The 18744-nt window shown below is 33.1% G+C and carries 19 protein-coding genes; 12 read left to right on the top strand and 7 right to left on the bottom strand.

Translation table 11 applies throughout. The annotated features are described in order from the left end of the window. Positions 1-84 precede the first annotated feature (84 nt). Both G7051_RS04480 and holA read left to right on the top strand, forming a co-directional pair. Positions 85-864, top strand: coding sequence for an AMP nucleosidase (locus G7051_RS04480; protein WP_166111676.1), 780 nt, complete (start codon positions 85-87; stop codon positions 862-864). Between the two features lie 6 nt (positions 865-870). After that, on the top strand, positions 871-1875 hold the full coding sequence (holA, locus tag G7051_RS04475) for a DNA polymerase III subunit delta (protein WP_166198812.1): 1005 nt from the start codon (positions 871-873) through the stop codon (positions 1873-1875). 50 nt (positions 1876-1925) lie between these two features. Here the strand turns inward: holA and G7051_RS04470 are convergent, their stop codons facing one another. The 3 genes from G7051_RS04470 to G7051_RS04460 form a co-directional block, all read right to left on the bottom strand. Continuing rightward, complete coding sequence (locus G7051_RS04470; RefSeq protein ID WP_166198811.1) at positions 1926-3167, bottom strand: ABC transporter permease; 1242 nt, start codon at positions 3165-3167, stop codon at positions 1926-1928. After that, on the bottom strand, positions 3151-4377 hold the full coding sequence (locus G7051_RS04465; protein WP_166198810.1) for an ABC transporter permease: 1227 nt from the start codon (positions 4375-4377) through the stop codon (positions 3151-3153). The genes G7051_RS04470 and G7051_RS04465 overlap by 17 nt, the downstream gene beginning before the upstream one ends. A 363-nt stretch (positions 4378-4740) precedes the next feature. Beyond that, positions 4741-5268, bottom strand: a complete 528-nt coding sequence (locus G7051_RS04460) for a GNAT family N-acetyltransferase (RefSeq protein WP_166198809.1) — start codon at positions 5266-5268, stop codon at positions 4741-4743. Positions 5269-5641: 373 nt separating this feature from the next. Between G7051_RS04460 and G7051_RS04455 the strand changes: the two genes are divergently transcribed. After that, positions 5642-5893 carry a hypothetical protein gene (locus G7051_RS04455; RefSeq protein ID WP_166198808.1) on the top strand — a complete coding sequence of 84 codons (252 nt, stop codon included), beginning with the start codon at positions 5642-5644 and terminating at the stop codon, positions 5891-5893. 35 nt (positions 5894-5928) lie between these two features. Here G7051_RS04455 and G7051_RS04450 read toward each other — a convergent pair whose 3' ends face one another. Together G7051_RS04450 and G7051_RS04445 are read right to left on the bottom strand one after the other, a co-directional pair. Further along, positions 5929-6618, bottom strand: a complete 690-nt coding sequence (locus tag G7051_RS04450; RefSeq protein WP_166198807.1) for a response regulator transcription factor — start codon at positions 6616-6618, stop codon at positions 5929-5931. Further along, complete coding sequence (locus tag G7051_RS04445; RefSeq protein ID WP_166198806.1) at positions 6596-7924, bottom strand: sensor histidine kinase KdpD; 1329 nt, start codon at positions 7922-7924, stop codon at positions 6596-6598. The genes G7051_RS04450 and G7051_RS04445 overlap by 23 nt, the downstream gene beginning before the upstream one ends. 363 nt (positions 7925-8287) lie before the next feature. On the opposite strand from G7051_RS04445, the gene G7051_RS04440 reads away from it, so the two are divergent. From G7051_RS04440 to G7051_RS04400, 9 genes are all read left to right on the top strand, one after another. After that, entirely contained in the window at positions 8288-8452 is a 165-nt protein-coding gene (locus G7051_RS04440; RefSeq protein ID WP_166198805.1) for a hypothetical protein, read from the top strand. Between the two features lie 86 nt (positions 8453-8538). Then, positions 8539-8691, top strand: coding sequence for a hypothetical protein (locus G7051_RS04435; RefSeq protein ID WP_166198804.1), 153 nt, complete (start codon positions 8539-8541; stop codon positions 8689-8691). A 46-nt stretch (positions 8692-8737) separates the two neighbouring features. Next, positions 8738-8890, top strand: a complete 153-nt coding sequence (locus tag G7051_RS04430) for a hypothetical protein (protein ID WP_166198803.1) — start codon at positions 8738-8740, stop codon at positions 8888-8890. A gap of 46 nt (positions 8891-8936) precedes the next feature. After that, on the top strand, positions 8937-9089 hold the full coding sequence (locus G7051_RS04425) for a hypothetical protein (RefSeq protein ID WP_166198803.1): 153 nt from the start codon (positions 8937-8939) through the stop codon (positions 9087-9089). A 46-nt stretch (positions 9090-9135) separates the two neighbouring features. Then, complete coding sequence (locus tag G7051_RS04420) at positions 9136-9297, top strand: hypothetical protein (protein WP_166198802.1); 162 nt, start codon at positions 9136-9138, stop codon at positions 9295-9297. An 82-nt stretch (positions 9298-9379) separates the two neighbouring features. After that, positions 9380-10669: a radical SAM/SPASM domain-containing protein gene (locus tag G7051_RS04415; protein WP_166198801.1), complete on the top strand. Its 1290-nt coding sequence runs from the start codon at positions 9380-9382 to the stop codon at positions 10667-10669. Between the two features lie 13 nt (positions 10670-10682). Next, a complete protein-coding gene (locus G7051_RS04410) occupies positions 10683-12995 on the top strand; it encodes an outer membrane beta-barrel protein (protein ID WP_166198800.1) in 2313 nt (770 codons plus the stop codon). A gap of 11 nt (positions 12996-13006) precedes the next feature. Beyond that, positions 13007-15220, top strand: a complete 2214-nt coding sequence (locus G7051_RS04405; RefSeq protein ID WP_166198799.1) for a peptidase domain-containing ABC transporter — start codon at positions 13007-13009, stop codon at positions 15218-15220. A gap of 1 nt (position 15221) precedes the next feature. After that, the gene (locus G7051_RS04400; RefSeq protein WP_166198798.1) at positions 15222-15929 is read left to right on the top strand and encodes an HlyD family secretion protein; all 708 of its coding nucleotides are present in this window, start codon (positions 15222-15224) and stop codon (positions 15927-15929) included. 42 nt (positions 15930-15971) lie between these two features. Here the strand turns inward: G7051_RS04400 and G7051_RS18255 are convergent, their stop codons facing one another. Beyond that, positions 15972-16097: a hypothetical protein gene (locus G7051_RS18255; protein WP_255493316.1), complete on the bottom strand. Its 126-nt coding sequence runs from the start codon at positions 16095-16097 to the stop codon at positions 15972-15974. 133 nt (positions 16098-16230) lie between these two features. Beyond that, positions 16231-18603 (bottom strand): DUF5686 family protein, encoded by a 2373-nt coding sequence (locus tag G7051_RS04395; RefSeq protein ID WP_166198797.1) that lies wholly within the window; start codon positions 18601-18603, stop codon positions 16231-16233. Positions 18604-18744 lie beyond the last annotated feature (141 nt).

Raw genomic sequence — 18744 nt, 5'->3', positions numbered from 1 at the left:
TTTGTTTGGTAATAACACCATAAGAAGCGATCTCTTCCGAAGAGGAAATAGAGCTTCTTTGTATAAAACAAAAATAGGTTTATTATGAAGACTAAACAAGAAATTGTAGACAATTGGTTACCTCGGTATACTAAACGACCACTAGAGCAGTTCACAAAACATATTCTCCTGACAAATTTTTCGAAATACGTCGAAATATTTGCAGAGCATTTCAAGGTTCCGATATTAGGATTGGATGGAAATATGCCCAATGCTTCGGCCAATGGGATTACTATCATCAATTTTGGAATGGGTAGTGCAAATGCAGCCACTATTATGGATTTGTTGAGTGCCATAAAACCAAAAGCAGTTTTGTTTTTAGGTAAGTGCGGAGGAATCAAAAAACATAATCAATTGGGCGATTATATCCTTCCTATTGCTGCTATCAGAGGAGAAGGTACATCCAATGACTATTTTCCACCTGAAGTACCATCATTACCGGCATTTAATTTGTTACGTTCATTATCGTCTAATATACGTGACTTCAATAAAGATTATTGGACCGGAACAGTTTATACAACCAATCGTCGGGTGTGGGAACACGATGATAAATTTAAAGATTATCTGCGTTCTATCAGAGCTATGGCTGTTGATATGGAAACAGCAACATTATTTACTTGTGGTTTTGCCAATGGTATACCTACGGGAGCTTTACTTTTGGTATCTGACCAGCCCATGATTTCGGACGGAGTAAAAACTGAAAAGAGCGATAGTGTAGTGACTCAAAATTTTGTGAACGAACATGTAATGATCGGGATTAAAGCTTTGACGACATTGATAAATAACGGATCTACAGTAAAACATCTTCGTTTCGAAGACTTTTGATAAAAGATGTCATTCGAACAAATTAAAAAAGATATAATATCACGTAAGTTTCACCCCATCTACCTTTTGATGGGGGACGAACCTTATTATATTGATGATCTCACAAATGCCCTTTTGGACAAGGTAATTCCCGAAACGGAGCGTGATTTTAATCAAACAATTCTCTACGGATCGGAAACCGATGTAGCGACTGTAATAACATTGGCTCGGAGTTTTCCGATGATGTCAGATCATCAATTGATTGTTGTAAAAGAGGCTCAGGGGCTAAAGAAAATTGAGGATTTGGAAATATATCTGAGAAATCCTCTGGCTAGTACCATATTGGTACTGAACTATAAAAACGGAACTATAGACAAACGTAAAAAACTCTATGCAGGTATAGAGAAATGTGGTGTTGTCTTTGAATCAAAAAAGATTCCCGATTATAAAATGCCTGCATTTATAACTTCTTTTGTTAGTACAAAGGGATTAGGAATCGACCAGAAATCGGCTCAAATGCTGACCGATTTTTTAGGTAACGATCTGAGTAAAGTTGTCAATGAAGTAGACAAATTACTACTGTCAATACCTCCTGCCGAAAAACGTATTACAGCCGAGCTGATCGAGCGTAATATCGGAATAAGCAAGGATTTTAATAACTACGAGCTTTTGAAGGCAGTTGTGGAGAGGAATACTTTTAAAGCGAATCAGATTGCTGATTACTTTGAGAAAAATCCTAAAAATAATCCTTTAATAGTAACTCTGGTTGTGTTATTTAATTTCTTTAGTAATCTGATGATTTGTTATTGGGCAAAAGACAAATCCGAGAATGGCATTGCTGCTGAACTTGGTTTTAGAAACAGTTATCAAGCAAAAGATTATGTACTTGCACTGAAGAGTTACAATGCTTTTAAGACTATGGAAATCATGTCTCTTTTAAGAACCTATGATGCAAAATGCAAGGGTGTAGATAATCCATCGACCCCTGATGGAGAACTTCTGCGTGAATTATTATTCAAAATAATGCATTAGACTTTCACTTTCGACAGAAGTAAATATGGCGCTCCCATTATAGATATCTTTTATTCATTCTTCAATGCACCGACCGGATTTGTTGTGGCTGCACGATAACTTTGCATACTTACTGTCAGAATAGCAATAAACAATACAATCAGTGCCCCCACTAGGAATATCCACCAATATATTGGGGTTTTATGAGTAAACTGTTCGAGCCATTTATCAACAATGCAATATGCTATAGGAGTGGCAATGATAAAGGCTATAGCAAACTGTGCCAGCATTCCTTTATTAAGTAATAACATAATCTGTTTAGTAGTCGATCCCTGTACCTTTCGGATAGCTATTTCTTTGGCTCTATACTTCGAGTTAAATGAAACCAAGCCATAAACACCCATAATAGCGATGAGAATAGCTGTCAAAGAGAAGATGGAAAGTAGAGATGCCAGATCACTTTCCTGCTTGTAAAGACTATCGACTATTTCATTCATAAAATGATACTCGAAAGGTGCTGTTGTAAATTTCTTCCATGTGGTCTCCAAAATTTTGATTGATAAACCTACATCTTCGTTACTTACTTTAAAATATATATTCGAATATTTAGGATCGTTATGTAGTATTATATTTAATGGTGATATATCTTCATATAGAGGCCTGAAATTAAAATCACTGACCACAATAGCACTTCCATTGGTGACTTGATTCTCTACAACTTCAGTCCCGTATAAGTTTATCATCTTTTGATTTACGACTTCGATTTTCTCCTTTTGTTTATTTACAAAATTATCCTTTCCTTCCAATATCTTTATGTCGAAAAAATGCAGGAAATTCTCTGAGCCTTCGATTACTGAATACAATATTTGTTTGTCTTCGACCATAAACCCATATCTTGGTAGCTCAGATCCTAAGCGAAAACTACTTGCAGTGCTATTTATAATTCCTCCTTTTCCGGTAACTTCTTGCATATAAGAATCAGCGTTATTTATCAAAGGTTCGAAATCTAAGTTGCTATTATTTACAACTAGGATATTCTCGGAATTCATACCTAGATCGTACGATTTGAAATACTCATGTTGCAGCCTAATGAAGAGAGTAACAAGTACTAGCACACTGGCAGCTGTAAATTGTATAGTGGTGAGTACATTTCTCATTAGTTTTCCATCTTTTCCCATTCCTGCACCGCCATAACTAGCTACAGGATTAAATGAGGTTAAATAGAACGAAGGATATAATGCAACGAATATACTGATTAGGGTAAGAGTAATGGCTAACCCTGTGAGAAGTCCAAGATTATCTTTTAGTAACAAGCTGGCAGTGAAAAGCTCTGTAATACTGCTGGTACTTATACAATAAATAACAAATAAAGCTATGGCAAATGAGGTGAATGTAAATAGCAGAGTTTCTAAAAAAAATTGCAGTTCTTAACAAAATACGTCTTGCTCCTAATATCTTCTGAATGTTAATAGATCGGATTCGTATCGGAGCCATTGCAGTAATAAAATTCATGAAATTAATATAGGCAATTGATAGCGTTGCTATGCCTATAACTATTAGAGCCAAAATACCAGACCAGCTTTTAGCTTTTTGTGGTACCGTTTCAGGATTGCTGATATGTATATTGTGCAAAGGGGTTAAAGTGAGACCTTTCTTTAAAACCTCTAACTTTCCTTCTCCTGCCTGATCTTTAATATCCTCTATACGAGGAGCATTTAGATAAATTAAATCAAGTAGTTTTTTATCTGATAAAATACTGTCCAGATCGTTAATTGTCAAATTATTATCTAATAAATAGTATGTCTTAAAGTTGCCATCCATCTGGATGCTGCCACCGCTGGAGCTAAATCGCTCAAATCTATCCGGAACCAGACGAGTAAATATTCCGTTATCAAAGCTCGTGTTTGTTGGAAAATCCTTGTAAACAGCAGATATAGGCATAACTATATCCTCTCGCGAACTACTCACCCCATCTTCTATTTCAAGGGTTATAGGCATAGAAATTGATATAAGTTCTCCTATCGGATTTTTGTCTCCAAAAAGCCGTTTAGCAGTTTTTTCACTAATGATTACTTTGTTTATATCCGCCAGTGCACTATGGCCATTGCCTTGAAGAATATCTAATCCGATGATATCTAAAAACTGGGGTTCTACATTTGTTATAGATATCTTAGTACTCACACTTTCGCCATCTTTCTTATACTTTACTCTCGAAGCCGACGAGTTGAGGACACGCACCATATTGGTGGAATTAAACTGGGGTTGATTTATCCTGATAATTTCCGAGTATTTGTAATACATATCAAAATCAGACCATCTTCCATAATTAGTGTCTTGAAAAATCGAAAGCTGATATAGCTTATCTGCATTTTTAAGGCTTTTGTTAAACGTTAAATTATAATAGGTTTGTATAGCACAAATAGTAAATACTACTAATGCTGCCGACAACCCCAGTATGTTCAATACCGATGCTGTCTTAAACCGCTTTGTTACGTGCAGGAAATTGCGAAATATAGCTATCATGATATTATTCGTCTGAAAAATCTTCTGTCAATTGGAATACCAAATTTGTGCCAAAAATTTAAAATGATGATCAGTAGGGTTTTATAGAGGGAAGTATTCTCTAAGTGTAAAATTATTATACAATGCCAGTTAAATATATTTACAATACTTAAGCGAAAAAAGCGAGTTAAGCTTGTATTATTTACAAATAAAAAACTACAATTTAATTACTTGCAGTTCTCATTATGTATAATATAAGAGGGGGATTCTCTAATAAAACTTTAACCTCGTATTGAAGATTCCACCAATATAGATAGTAGCTGATGTTTTCGTCTTTTTTCGTGGTAGTAAACTCGATGGGCAATCTATAAGGATTGTCTATTGTTACTTATCTTCGAGTTGCAATTTCATCATTATATCGGTTTGTTCATCATTGACTAATACGAAGATATGCTTATCAAACTCTACAAATCCGTTTTTTTTATAAAAGCTTATTGCTCTTGGATTTTCTTCCCAAACACCCAGCCAAATATAATTGACTTTTAATTGTTTAGCGGTTTTTAAGGCTTTCTCATAAAGTAATTGTCCGGCAGACTTTCCGTGAGAGTCTTTTAATACGTAAATACGCTCAATTTCGAGAGCTTTATTGTCTTTTAATTCAGTTTGTGATTGCCCCAAATTTAGTTTTAAATAGCCAAGTATATTATTATCTGATATGGCGAAATAAAACTCTGAGTTTATATTGTTAAGTTCTGAAGTTAGTTTATCTAAAGAAAAAACTTCGTCTAAATACTTTATCATATTCTCTTCAGTATTTCCGGCAGAGAAGGTTTCTTTAAAAGTTTGTTTACTAATTTTTTGCAATTCATTAATGTCGTTTGGACTAACTCTCTTTATTATGATACTTTCCATACTTTATTATAATTAGGAAGAAGAATTCAGAACTTACGATCTGTTCTTTTCACTTTCAATAACTTTTCTAATAATACAATCTTTTAAAAAGTTCGGCTATTTTAGCTATTGGATTATTGTTGCCTCTAGTATATATGCCTTGTTATAATAAATTTCATGTATCATGTATTTTCTTTTAGTAAAGGTAGCTAAAATCTTTAATTGCCTAATAATTAATTAAGCTGCATAATTATAATGTTGCTTGATTCTATATTCAGAATCGGAATATTGAATAATAACTTTAAGTTGGTTTTAAATAACATTCCGATAACATTCTAATTGACTTAATCTGATTTTCTTTGTGGTAGATTATTAATGAGAAAAATCAGATCAAATGGTAGATAAAAGATATGAAATAGAATTTTATGAACAAGTTTACTTGCTAGCATTTGGTAAAGATAAACTCTTTTTTTATCAGAATGATATAGCAGATATCCTTACATTCTTAGAAGATAACTTCTTTGGTGATAATTTACAATTCAAAATCAGACTTTTGGCTAAGTTGCTATATTATGATTCGTTTGTAAATTCCTCCATAAAGAATCCTTTAATGCAGAAATCAAAAAGCTTACTGGCAAATTGTTAATAAGAAATCAATATAACTTGCTCTTTAATATGGGCTTATTCGCAAGAAAGAATGAGTCCAACCCCTTTTATCGTTTTTATAGAAATAGATGTATCATTTGATAAATAACGTCTCATTTTACTAATGAATACATCCAAACTTCTTGATGTAAAGAAATCATTAGTACCCCAAAATTTCAGGAGAATATCATCTCTTTTAACGACTTCACATTTGTTCTCACAAAGCATTTGTAGTATTCCCGCCTCTCGAGATGTCAATAGTTGTTTTTGAGAATTGTACTCAAGAGAATATCTCTCTGGGTCAAAGATATATATACCAAGACTGTATATTTTGTTTGTAGACTTTGTTTTAGTGCTGATTTTTAAATTCATCAAGGCTTTTACATGAGCATCTAATTCGTCAGGTAAAAAAGGTTTTTTTATATAGTTATTTACTCCGGAGCTATACCCGGAAGTAACATCCTTAGATGAATTTCTGGCCGATGCAAATATAATAGGAGTCTCGACATCAGACTGGCGGATAATTCGAACCATTTCTAGCCCACTCATAATTGGCATTTCGACATCCGAAACAATCAGATCTGGGCTGTGCTCTTTCCAGGCTTTTAATCCTTCTTCTCCATTCTGGGCTAGAATAATTTCGTATCCTCCAACTATTTCTTGAAGACTGCCTTTAATAATATAGCCAAGATTTATATCATCTTCAACCAATAGAAGTTTTATCATTTTCATCAGTGTTAGGTAAGCTAATTGTAAATTCACTAAAAGATCCGAGTATACTATCTACAGTAACATCACCTCCATGTGCTGTTATTACACGGTATACATAGTTAAGACCTAATCCAAAGCCGGCAGGTCCGGTAGAGTTATTTGTAAAAGAAGCACGCTCAAATTTATCAAAGATCTTTTTCTGATCTTTTAATGAAATTCCGACTCCGTTATCTCGAATTTTTATTTTTACAAATTGGTTTTCCAAAATACAATTGATGCTAATGCTGACAGAATCTGTTGAATATTTAATTGCATTTTCAATTAGATTTCTAATTGCTTCTGATAGATATTCAGGATCAGCGTATACATACTCTATATCGTTGAAGTTAGTATTAAAAATAATAGTTTTCCGCTGTTCAATCTTAAATTTATCGAGTAAACTAAGTATTATTTTAGGTAAATCAACTTGCTGCTTCGTTAGCTTCATGTTATCATGTTCCAACCTCGCAATTGTCAATATCTTATTTGATAGGGCTAGAAGGTGATTACTTTCATCAACAAGAATATTGAAATACTGGTCTTTTAATTCCGGTTTATCATCCAGTTTTCCTGTTCTCAGTGTTTGAGTTCCCATCAATATTGTCGTAAGTGGGTTTTTCATATCATGAATCATGGCATATGTGAAGTCTTGTCGAATTTCAGCAATTCGATCTTGCCGGATGATAATTTTTATTTGTAAAAATATGCAATAGCCTATTATAATGGCTATTACTCCTGATGCAATAAGGAGTAAGAGCATTTTTGCAAAAATAACCTTGTAGGGTGAGGCTATAATTGTTTGAATAAAAACAGAATTATCCATTCTTACAGGCATTTTTTTTGTGTAGAAAGCAGACTCAATATCTTTAATGTTTCCATATTCACTTGACATTAAAACATTACCAGTAGAATCAATCATTCTTAATGAATAGCTAATTTGACCTACATCTTTATTTAAATCACTTTTGAAAATACTGTCTAATTGAATAAAATTTAGCGGTTCTCCTTCTATAGCCAAGAACTCTTGAAAGGCAAGTGCATTTGTATCCGGATCATTTTTGGGTTGGGCACCCTTTATAACCTTACCATTGGATTTATGTCTTCCTGGAGAATCAAAGCGTATATATACTTCTTTTTCAATGGATCTGCTTAAAACTTTATCTAATCTGGCTACAAGTTCTTTTTCTAGTAGATTATAAGTGCTATATAGCCATATTCCCTGTAGTACGAGTATGGAAATGAGCGCAATACTCGTTATTATTTTTATAAACTGATTTCCCATAAGTAAAGTTTGTAATTATTAGAATACAAATATAATAACAATCAGATAACATTATATATGTTTTTGATAACATATTGTCTAAATCTATAAGGCTTACTTTGCAATATCAAATTACAAACAATTAAATAATAACAGAATATGAAACTCAACTTTACAAATAGCACAATGAGAATTCTAAATAATAGTGAATTACTTAAGATTAAAGGTGGAGGTCGTTGGGTTGTAGTTAATGGCGAAGCTGTTTATGTTGAAGATTAAGCGAATTAACCTTTAGATAACATAAAGATAGCAATTCGATAACCTAATTTTTTTTTCAAGCAATTTACATTTGCAATATCAAATAAATAATAAAATAATACGATTATGAAAATAAAAGATTTAAGCAGTTTTGATATGGACATTCTACAAGAAATGGAAATGGGTATCGTGAAAGGTGGATGGCGTAGAGAAACCACTAACGAAAGAGAAGAAAAAAATCATTCTATTTTTTATAATGAAACGCCGGCTCTCTTTCTTAAACACTTCTAATAAGAAAAACTATAATTAATTATAAATAAGCGAAAACCGAAAAGCTTTGAAAGAGTAGGTAACCTAAATTATTAAAAACAAACATTATGAAAACTGAAAAAATTAACGAACAAGAATTAAACAACGTAGAATTAGATGCTGAAACTTTAAATGATCTAGAGCAAACAGAGTTAAAAGGAGGAGTTACCGCCAGAGGTAATAATAATTCAGGTATCTGCATTGGTGCAGCTGAGAGATAATTTAGAATTACACAAAGAAATATTTAAAATTTAAACAATTAATATTATGAGCAAAGAAACAATTAAAGATCAGGAGTTGATTAATGTAGAATTAGATGCTGAAACTTTAAATGATCTAGAACAAACAGAGTTGAAAGGTGGAGCTACTGCCAGAGGTAATAATAATTCAGGTATCTGCATTGGTGCAGCTGAGAGATAATTTAGAATTACACAAAGAAATATTTAAAATTTAAACAATTAATATTATGAGCAAAGAAACAATTAAAGATCAGGAGTTGATTAATGTAGAATTAGATGCTGAAACTTTAAATGATCTAGAACAAACAGAGTTGAAAGGTGGAGCTACTGCCAGAGGTAATAATAATTCAGGTATCTGCATTGGTGCAGCTGAGAGATAATTTAGAATTACACAAAGAAATATTTAAAATTTAAACAATTAATATTATGAGCAAAGAAACAATTAAAGATCAGGAGTTGATTAATGTAGAATTAGATGCTGAAACTTTAAATGATCTAGAGCAAACAGAACTCAAGGGTGGTAGCAGAGCTGCAGGTAATAATAACACTGGGATTTGTATTGGTGATGAAGCTATGAGTCAGATATAAGAAATGATTAATTATTCTTTATAAAGAGGGCAATTGCCCTCTTTATAAACTAATAGAAAACTTTACACAACATCTATAATTTATGAAACAAAGTGGCTATAATTTTTTTATACAAAGAGGAGATGAAACTTTGTGTTTTAATGCAATAAGCTTAAAGCACTTTTCAATAAATTCGAAAAAAGCAGATGCTTTAACACATGTTCTAAATCATCCCGAATCTTATAAAGATAAACTGCCCAATCTTTATACCAATTTACTCGAAGGTCATTTTATAAATGATGAAGTTGTAAATGAGATTGACGTTATAAGAGAGCATTATTATAATCAGGTTTATTCGAAAAATTATAAACTTGTACTGCTACCTACTCTTGAATGTAATTTTAGATGTTGGTATTGTGTTCAGAGTCATGTAAAAGGAATGATGACTGAATCTATGATTTCTCGAGTGTGCAATCATATAGAACACATGATAAAACATGAAAAAATAACATCCTTAAATGTTGATTGGTTTGGCGGAGAGCCTTTTTTGTACTTCGAGAAAGTGATTAAACCAATTAGTGAATTTGCAAGGAAGATTTGCAAAGAATACGATATTCCATTCTTTTCAACAGCAACAAGTAATGCCTATTTAGTTAATCCTGAGGTTATAGATCAGATGATTGATTATAATTTCACTTCTTTTCAAATAACTATTGATGGAGATAGAGACCACCATAATAAGACTAGAGTATCTAAGAAGAGTTCTTCATTTGATACAATTCTAAACAATCTAAATTATCTCTGTTCTAAAATAGAAGATATATCTATTACATTACGGATAAATTATGATGATCAAAACCTATATCCTGCACGGATTATTAATCAGATAAATGAGATTATTCATTCTTCGAATAAGCATAAGATTACTTTTCTATTCCGGAAAATATGGCAGGTTGTGCAAGTGAAAGATGATAGGAGTAAGTTGAAAGAAGCTTTAAATCTATTGGCTGATTTAGGATATAAAAATGCCATTGATTTCAACTCAAATTATGTTCCTTGTTATGCAAGTCAGAAGTATTACAATACGATTTCGTTTAATGGAAATGTTTATAAATGTACAGCTAAAAATAGTATGCATGAAAATTCGTTAGGACATTTGAACGGCGATGGTACAATAAAGTGGAATATTGATGATTTTGAGAGAAAATATTATAAACAGCCTCTTTTTGAAAATGATAAATGTTTGAAATGTAAATATCTTCCTCTTTGTATGGGACCATGTAGTCGGCGTCTTGAAGATAATGGACTAGAGAAACCGAAGTTTTATTGTACAGGTAGAGCTAATGGTTTTAAATTCGAAGATACAATTTTAAGTTATTGCGAACAAAACTGAAAAAACTGATATTATGCGCACTCTCTTTTTTTTATTATCAATTATATCTTTTTCCCAATCAGCATTCTCGCAATCGGGTAATTTAAATATCACAGGCATACTTGTTGATAGGGACAATTCTCCTGTTGATTATGCTACTATTACGCTTTTGAGTAGTGATTCTCTATATATAAGGGGTGCAAATTTATTGGCCGATGGAACTTTTGATATATCAGATATAGTTTCAGGAGATTACTTGCTGAAAATACAATCTTTAGGATATAATGATATGTATGTTAGTATTCCTCAAATGAACAAAAAAATGAATATTGGTACCATTTCTTTAACAGAGAACTCTGAAATACTAAATGAAGTTGTAGTTACGGCCGATGCCGTAATTAATAAAGTAAATAAACAAATATTGTTGCCAAGTAGCCTACAATTAAAAACATCAACTCAGGGTTTTGATCTTTTGAATAAAATGCCAATTCCTGATATTCGAGTAGATGTTGTTAATCGGGTAATCTCATCAGCTGATGGAGGTAATGTACAACTTCGGATTAATGGTGTCAGATCAGAGATCAATGAGCTTATGTCTTTAAAAGCGGAGAATATATTACGCGTGGAATCATATAATGCATTAGATGCTCGATTTGGAAATGAAGATGCATCAGTTATTATAGATGTTATTCTAAAGGAAAGAAGAACAGGAGGTTATGTTATGGCCGATTTGACAAATGCTCTCTTTACAGGATTTGGAAACCATCAGGTAGCTAGCCGAATGAATTATAAAGACTCAGAGTTTGGAATCTCTTATGATTTGAGTTATAGAGATTATGAAGATAGATGGATAGATAAAACAACGACATTTAATATTCCAGATAATACTATTATTCGTAGACAGTATGGAATAAGAACACCTTTTAATTATCAGGTTCATACCATAAATTTGTTATATAATTTATTATCCAAAGACAAGTATACCCTAAATATTCTTCTGAAAAATGAATTATGGGATGCTAATAATGATTATAGAAGTAAAAACTATTATATAAATAATAATGCATCATCCTTGTCGACAACTTTTAATAGTCTTCATTCTAATAAACCGGTTCTAGATGTCTTTTTTAAGTATAATCTCCCTAATGAACAATCGTTGGCATTCAATATGGTTGGAACGTATATCAGAACAGATAATGATAGATTATATATGGAGTCAAATGAAATTGAGAACCTAACGGATATACATAATAAGATCAAAGGAGATAAATACTCACTCATTTCGGAACTGATTTATGACAGAAAGATTCAGAATCAGCTTTTTACAGCTGGAGCGAAACATACTCAAGGCTATGCTAATAATAAATATACCGGAAGTTCGATCGGAGAGGTTGATTTAAAGAATACAGACACTTATGTGTTTGCTCAAATACAGGGAAGCATAAAAAAGATAGGATATTCATTTGGTTTAGGTTTAACCCGATTGTGGTTTCAACAAGAAGATGAAGGTTATACTTTTTATTCACTCAGACCTTCAGCTCAGTTATCATATAAAATACGAGACAATCTGACTGTTAAATATGCCTTTTCAGTTATATCAAGAGCACCTTCGCTAAGCCAGCTAAGTGATATTGTTCAACAGGTTGACAGTCTAGTTTCAACTACCGGTAACTCAGCGTTAAAACCTTATAATGTCTATAATAATAATTTTATTTTCAGTTATCATAAAGGAGTTGTAAATGCAAGTTTGAATCTAAGATATACATATTATAACCGTCCTATTATGGATAATATTTATGTGGAGGATGATAAGCTTCTGGTAATTCCTGACAATCAAAGGAGGTTTCAGCGACTTGGTGGATTTCTGAATGTAAATGTAGAATTAATAAAAAATATATGGAGTATTGGTTTAACCGGAGGAATAGATTATTATCAGTCAAATGGGCAATCATATTCACATTCTTACACCAATCATTGGGGAGATATTGAGACAAATATTGCATATAAAAAATTTGATTTGAATATGGGTATTTATTTGAGAACAAATCAACTTTGGGGAGAAACTATTAACTATGGAGAAGATTGGCAGTCAATAGATTTAGGATACACACATAACTCATTTAAGTTTGGGGTTGGTATGAGTTATCCATTTAAAAACAAATGGAGTGCCGGTAGTAAGAGTTTATCAGACTTGAAGCCCGAAACCTCGTGGACTTATATTGCAGACAATGGGCATATGCTTTATTTGAAATTTGCATGGAATTTTTCATTTGGGAAAAAAGCACATACATCGAAAAAGACTTTAAATAATATAGATTCGGATACAGGCATTAAATCTCTTGATTAATAATAAATATTATGAAAAAATTTCCAATATATATTCAGCCAGATGCAATGGATTGTGGTCCGTCTTGCTTAAAGATGATCAGTTCACATTATGGATGTGATTTCTCACTAGAAACTCTCCGTAGTAGTACATTTGTAAGTAGAGACGGGGTGTCCCTTCTGGGAATTAGTAAAGCTGCTGAAAAAATAGGATTTCGGTCGCTTGGAGGACGTTTTACTTTTGAAAAGCTTGCAGAAAAAGCACCTCTTCCTTGTATTGCTCACTGGAATCAGGATCATTTTGTTGTTGTTCATAAAATAAAAAAACAAAAGAAAGGGTATACTGTTTTTGTAGCCGACCCGGGAATGGGCTTACTGCAATATACGCAACAGGAATTTACCCGTCATTGGGTGAGTACACAATCTAATGGCGAAGAAAAAGGCATTGCATTATTGCTAGAACCAACCAACCTATTTTATGAACAAGCCAGCGAAAAGAAGGTGACCCCTAGTAACAAACTGAAATTCTTGGGGAAATACTTTCTGAGGTATAAGAGGTTCTTTACTCAATTGCTAATAGGTCTGTTTGTTGGTAGTTTATTACAGCTAATATTTCCCTTCTTAACTCAATCAATTGTAGATGCCGGTATCGGCAATCGTGATATAAGCTTTGTTTGGTTGGTGCTACTCGCTCAGCTAATGTTACTTTTGGGACGAGCAAGTATTGATTTCATTCGTAGACGGATACTCTTGCATATAAGTACGCGTATTAACATATCTCTAGTTTCCGATTTTTTCATCAAACTAATGAAACTTCCGATGAGTTTCTTCGATACCAAATTATTGGGAGATCTCTTGCAGCGCATTGACGACCATAACCGTATAGAGCGATTTTTAACAGCACAAACATTAAACCTTGTATTTTCCTTATTTAGCTTTATTATATTTGGAATAGTTTTATTAGTATACAGTCTGGAGATATTTGCCGTTTTTGCTATTGGTAGTATTATGTACGGTATTTGGATATTCTTTTTTCTCAAACGTCGGAGGATATTGGATTACAAATATTTTGAGCAACAAGCTATAAATCGTAGTAAAACATACCAATTAATCAATGGTATGCAAGAGATCAAACTACAAGGATGTGCACAACGAAAACGTTGGGAATGGGAAGATACACAAGCTGATCTTTTTGATGTAAATCTCAAATCTTTGTCGTTACAACAGACACAAGAAGCAGGAAGCATCTGTATCAATGAAGCGAAAAACATACTGATAACAATTCTTGCAGCAACAGCTGTTATACATGGAGAACTTACATTGGGTATGATGTTATCTACTCAATATATTATAGGGCAATTAAACTCTCCTATCGAGCAAATAATGAATTTCATTTATCAATGGCAAGATGTAAGTATCAGTTTGGAGAGGATGAATGAAATCCATAATAAAGAAGATGAAGAAAATGATAGCAAAACAACAGTAGTAGAAACTTCGGATGAATTAAAGAAAGTAATTCATATCAAGAATGTTGTATTTCAATACGAAGGGCCTTACTCTAAAAAAATATTAAATGGTCTTAATCTGGAGATACCTCAAGGGAAAATTACAGCAATCGTAGGAGCAAGCGGGAGTGGGAAAACAACGTTAATAAAACTCTTATTGAGCAATTATTCTCCTTCGGAAGGTAGTATTACTATAGGGGATTCTTCTTTAAATGAATTTAATCTTACCTGGTGGCGAAGCCAGTGTGGAGCAGTAATGCAGGATGGTTTTATATTTTCAGACTCTATTGCCCGAAATATTGCTGTTTCAGATGATGAAATCGATATTGAGAAATTAGAGCATGCTGCGAGAGTAGCAAATATTGATCGCTTTATAACTCAATTACCTTTGTCTTATAACACAGTTGTAGGGCAAGAAGGTCAGGGATTAAGCCAAGGTCAAAAACAACGCTTGTTAATAGCACGTGCAGTATATAAAAATCCTCAGTTTTTATTTTTCGATGAGGCTACAAATGCTCTGGATGCAAATAATGAGAAAGAAATTGTAGAAAACCTCGAGAAATTTTATCAAGGAAAAACAGTAGTCATCGTAGCACACAGGTTAAGTACCGTAAAAAATGCAGACCAAATTGTTGTTCTTGATAATGGAGAGATTGTGGAACAGGGTAACCACGAAACATTAACTCAAAATAGAGGTAGATATTACCAATTAGTTAAAAACCAATTAGAATTAGGAAATTAATATGAATCAGAACTTGCAGGAAAGAAAAAGCGTTGAATTGCGTAGCGAGAAAGTGAGAAGTATTATAGGTGAAGTGCCACCTGTACTTCTACGAAAAGGAATAGCAATTATTGCTATTGTTATAGCTGTAGCTTTTGTAATAGCTAATTTATTGACTTTTCCCGAAACTATACCTCTTAGGGTAAATATTATAGGTATGCCTGAAAATGAGATAATAAAAGCGCCTGATGCCGGAATTATTGAGCTGATAGCTTTTGATCATATAAAACAAGGGCAAGTGATTGGTTTTTTGAGAACAAAGGATGGAACTTTAGTGGATATACATGCTAATACTTCGGGTACTTTAATCCCGAATTGTGAGAAAAACTCTTTTCTAAATAAAGATGATATTATTTCTGCTGTTATCCCAGATGTCCAAAAACTATATGCAACAGGTTATATTAATAGCAAAAAGATACATGAAGTAAAGTCTGGACAAAGAGTGAAAATAGAATTGCAAGGATCTCAGGATCATATAGGAAAAGAAGTTGAGGGAACGGTTGCCCGAATATATTCAATTGAAGATGATAAATCAGAAGTCAGAGTTGATGTTAATATTCCTATGGCTACTCTATCTGAAGGACTAGGACTATATACGGAATTAAAAGGATCGGGAAACATAATTGTATCCAATAATTCTCTGTTTAAGAGGCTTTTGAATATTAATTAACTGCTAAGAGAATTTTAGGTTTTTTGTTGCCGAGCTACATTTTTATCTCTTTTGTCCTGAAGTCAACTTGTTATTGAGTATAACATTTAATACTTTATCCCGAAAATTACGTGTGACAGGAATTTTATGTGTTCCGATATTCAGCAGATTCCCATCTATAGATTGCATATTTTTAGTATATTATCTGTGGGTTTGAATGAAGTTTTCACAAGAGAGTGAGCTTCTTGCTTATTTGAAAACTTTACTAGGCATTCGAAATATATTGGTTTAAAATGGTAATCTACTACGTTGGTATTAGAAACTAAAAAGAGAAACTTCCCGAAAATAAAATAGTTCCCCTTGTTATTTTATTTCCCTCTGTAGTGTCATCCGAATCGAGGTATGTTAATCTGCGAGAATAATCAATGCGGATCATATTAAATATATTGGCTAACCCGATGTTAAATTCGGCATAAGGCGTATTACCCAGAGCCCTGATGCCATTATTAAACATGAAAAGATCAGGATGATATGCTGGATCATTTTCTTCAGAAAGCGGTCCGTATATTATTTTCGATCCCACACATATTTTTATTTTATTATTGGGGTTGAATAATCGGATGGGTGACCAATCGAATGTCGAATTAACGCTACCTGCTATAAAACGGTCTGTAGCAAACTCATAGAAATTCATTACGTTGTACGCTCTGCTGTTAAATACGTAACTTTGATTCCCCTCAGGTATAAATAAAAGCGGAAATGGTACACGTCCCCAGATTTTGCCTCCTGATAAATAGGTATCTACCTGAGCAATATTTCGAGTAAAATCAAATCTTCTGAAAAGATTAAAATTAACAGCATTATATCCATAATCAGCACCAAATAACCCTTTAATACCTCTGCGGTAGGTAACATCAAGTTCGAAAGCAGCTCTACGAATAGCTGTTCGTTTTTCTTTTCTTTGAATAAACCTTTCTCCCGGAGCAAAACGTAACGATAGTATAAGATCGCTGCTTGTTATATTGTCGATAACGGTAGTATCCGTCGGACTTATAGCTCTTACATATTGTACAACACCTAAAGGTTTGTCATAGGTGATCTTACCACCTATTTTATATGTTAAGTTACTGCTGTTCTCACTCTCAAATGTCAATAATCCAATTCTTTGTAACGACATGTTATTGGTTGGAGCATGAGTAAAAGATTGTGCGAAATGATCTCGGTTCATCAATAGCATATCCTGCCCCGGAATATTTAGATCCGATGCATAGGTAAAAGAGAATAATTTTTTAGGGTATTCCCAAAGATATTTCTGTTTAGGAGAAAGCGAATATACTAAATTGGCTTGGTGTTTTACTCTGGTATCTTTAGTTCCATAGGCTATGTATCCTCCCAACTGAAATTGATCAGAGAATCTGATGGTGGTATTTCCTCCTACTCTGATCCTTAGCCCTTCCATATCGTTGTAACTTAAAAAATGGGTTAAAGGTCCGAGTTCAACCGGCCCCTCTATTCCGCCAAGGCTGTAAGAGCCACTGAGAACCAATGAAATGACTCTTTCTAATCGTCTGAACCTTTTACTGCTGTCTGCAGCCTGTTCTAAATTACCGATCTGCTTTTGTGAGTTAGTTAAAGGTATGGGTCTGATAGTTGTCCAAAAAGTAGTATCTCTTCTAAAATAGCCTTTTTCTCTACTGACTCCCCATCTTATGTTTTGGTCAGGCTTGTCAAAATTATAATTGAGAAAGATGTCCGTCCGTTTGGCAGCCATCATTCTGTTTGCATCGTCTCCTATTAATAATATACTTTCTTGCTTGACGGGAATAATGATTGAATCCTGCAAACTAAAACTATGGGTTAAGAGTATATCTTTTAAAAAGTTAGCACTCTCTCTGTTATTGAATGTAAATTGAGCTTTTATTAGCTTCGGGTTTTCTCCAATGGAAGTGTATAGATTTCCGGCAAAGGCATTCTCTTTCATATTAGTACAGAAGAATGCAATTTCATTGCAGGTCTGACCATCGATTTGTTTTTGTCCAAGTAATTTATACGTATAAGTTTCTGTATTTGATTCGTGGAGTGGTCCCTTAAAAGCAAGTAACATAATGTCATTGGTCTCCTTAAAAAGGTTTATATCCCCAAATATCTCGTCCAGAAAATAAGAAATATTCTTATGTCCAATAGTTTCAAAGATTCCGTTATTTTGTGACGCATGAATGGTCTGTCCTCTTTTTTTGTTAAGGTTATCTGCAAATATAGATTTATAGTCTTCAAACAATAAGACGGTCACATTTGCTTCATCCGATTTGCCATTAGAGCGTGCATATTGAAACGAAAAATCGAACGGTCTGATAACAAATCTCGATATAAGGTCAGAACTATTTCGCATATGAGCAAGTTGAGACTCTATAGAATCTTTGTTCAAAACAGCATCAACCGATGTTTTTCGATAGAGATTATGAAAATAAAAAGGCTCACTCTTATAACCTTTTTCACCATATTGTTCTATAACCTTTAAAATAATATCTTTAGCATCAGGAAGGCTGTCTTTCTCGGATAGATCTTGAATATTTTTTATTATCTGCCTGCTTTGTTCCGTATCCTGAGCTGTAACTAATATGCAGGATAGTAAAAAAGGGACAATAAGCAAATAGCGTAAATTTATTACCTGATATTTTATTATTTTCTCTATCATCCTGCTTTAATCAGATAAAATTGTTCATAATTATGATTACTCATCAGAGAAGAACAATCGGTAATGGGTAATGGTTCGTCTCGATTCCTTTATAATTGACACAAATATCTATTTTTATTTATTCATTACTCTCTTTTTGTT

The organism is Dysgonomonas sp. HDW5B (assembly GCF_011299335.1).
Lineage (GTDB): Bacteria > Bacteroidota > Bacteroidia > Bacteroidales > Dysgonomonadaceae > Dysgonomonas_A.
This window is presented reverse-complemented; position numbering and strand designations above follow the sequence as displayed.

Bases quoted from the DNA above. Each gene is read 5' to 3' on its own strand.
- G7051_RS04455 (WP_166198808.1), top strand. From the start codon at position 5,642: ATGGTAGATAAAAGATATGAAATAGAATTTTATGAACAAGTTTACTTG.
- G7051_RS04395 (WP_166198797.1), bottom strand. From the start codon at position 18,603: ATGATAGAGAAAATAATAAAATATCAGGTAATAAATTTACGCTATTTG.
- G7051_RS04420 (WP_166198802.1), top strand. From the start codon at position 9,136: ATGAGCAAAGAAACAATTAAAGATCAGGAGTTGATTAATGTAGAATTA.
- G7051_RS04440 (WP_166198805.1), top strand. From the start codon at position 8,288: ATGAAAATAAAAGATTTAAGCAGTTTTGATATGGACATTCTACAAGAA.
- G7051_RS04410 (WP_166198800.1), top strand. From the start codon at position 10,683: ATGCGCACTCTCTTTTTTTTATTATCAATTATATCTTTTTCCCAATCA.
- holA (WP_166198812.1), top strand. From the start codon at position 871: ATGTCATTCGAACAAATTAAAAAAGATATAATATCACGTAAGTTTCAC.
- G7051_RS04425 (WP_166198803.1), top strand. From the start codon at position 8,937: ATGAGCAAAGAAACAATTAAAGATCAGGAGTTGATTAATGTAGAATTA.
- G7051_RS04400 (WP_166198798.1), top strand. From the start codon at position 15,222: ATGAATCAGAACTTGCAGGAAAGAAAAAGCGTTGAATTGCGTAGCGAG.
- G7051_RS04465 (WP_166198810.1), bottom strand. From the start codon at position 4,377: ATGATAGCTATATTTCGCAATTTCCTGCACGTAACAAAGCGGTTTAAG.
- G7051_RS04445 (WP_166198806.1), bottom strand. From the start codon at position 7,924: ATGGGAAATCAGTTTATAAAAATAATAACGAGTATTGCGCTCATTTCC.
- G7051_RS18255 (WP_255493316.1), bottom strand. From the start codon at position 16,097: ATGCAATCTATAGATGGGAATCTGCTGAATATCGGAACACATAAAATT.
- G7051_RS04460 (WP_166198809.1), bottom strand. From the start codon at position 5,268: ATGGAAAGTATCATAATAAAGAGAGTTAGTCCAAACGACATTAATGAA.
- G7051_RS04430 (WP_166198803.1), top strand. From the start codon at position 8,738: ATGAGCAAAGAAACAATTAAAGATCAGGAGTTGATTAATGTAGAATTA.
- G7051_RS04435 (WP_166198804.1), top strand. From the start codon at position 8,539: ATGAAAACTGAAAAAATTAACGAACAAGAATTAAACAACGTAGAATTA.
- G7051_RS04415 (WP_166198801.1), top strand. From the start codon at position 9,380: ATGAAACAAAGTGGCTATAATTTTTTTATACAAAGAGGAGATGAAACT.
- G7051_RS04405 (WP_166198799.1), top strand. From the start codon at position 13,007: ATGAAAAAATTTCCAATATATATTCAGCCAGATGCAATGGATTGTGGT.
- G7051_RS04450 (WP_166198807.1), bottom strand. From the start codon at position 6,618: ATGATAAAACTTCTATTGGTTGAAGATGATATAAATCTTGGCTATATT.
- G7051_RS04480 (WP_166111676.1), top strand. From the start codon at position 85: ATGAAGACTAAACAAGAAATTGTAGACAATTGGTTACCTCGGTATACT.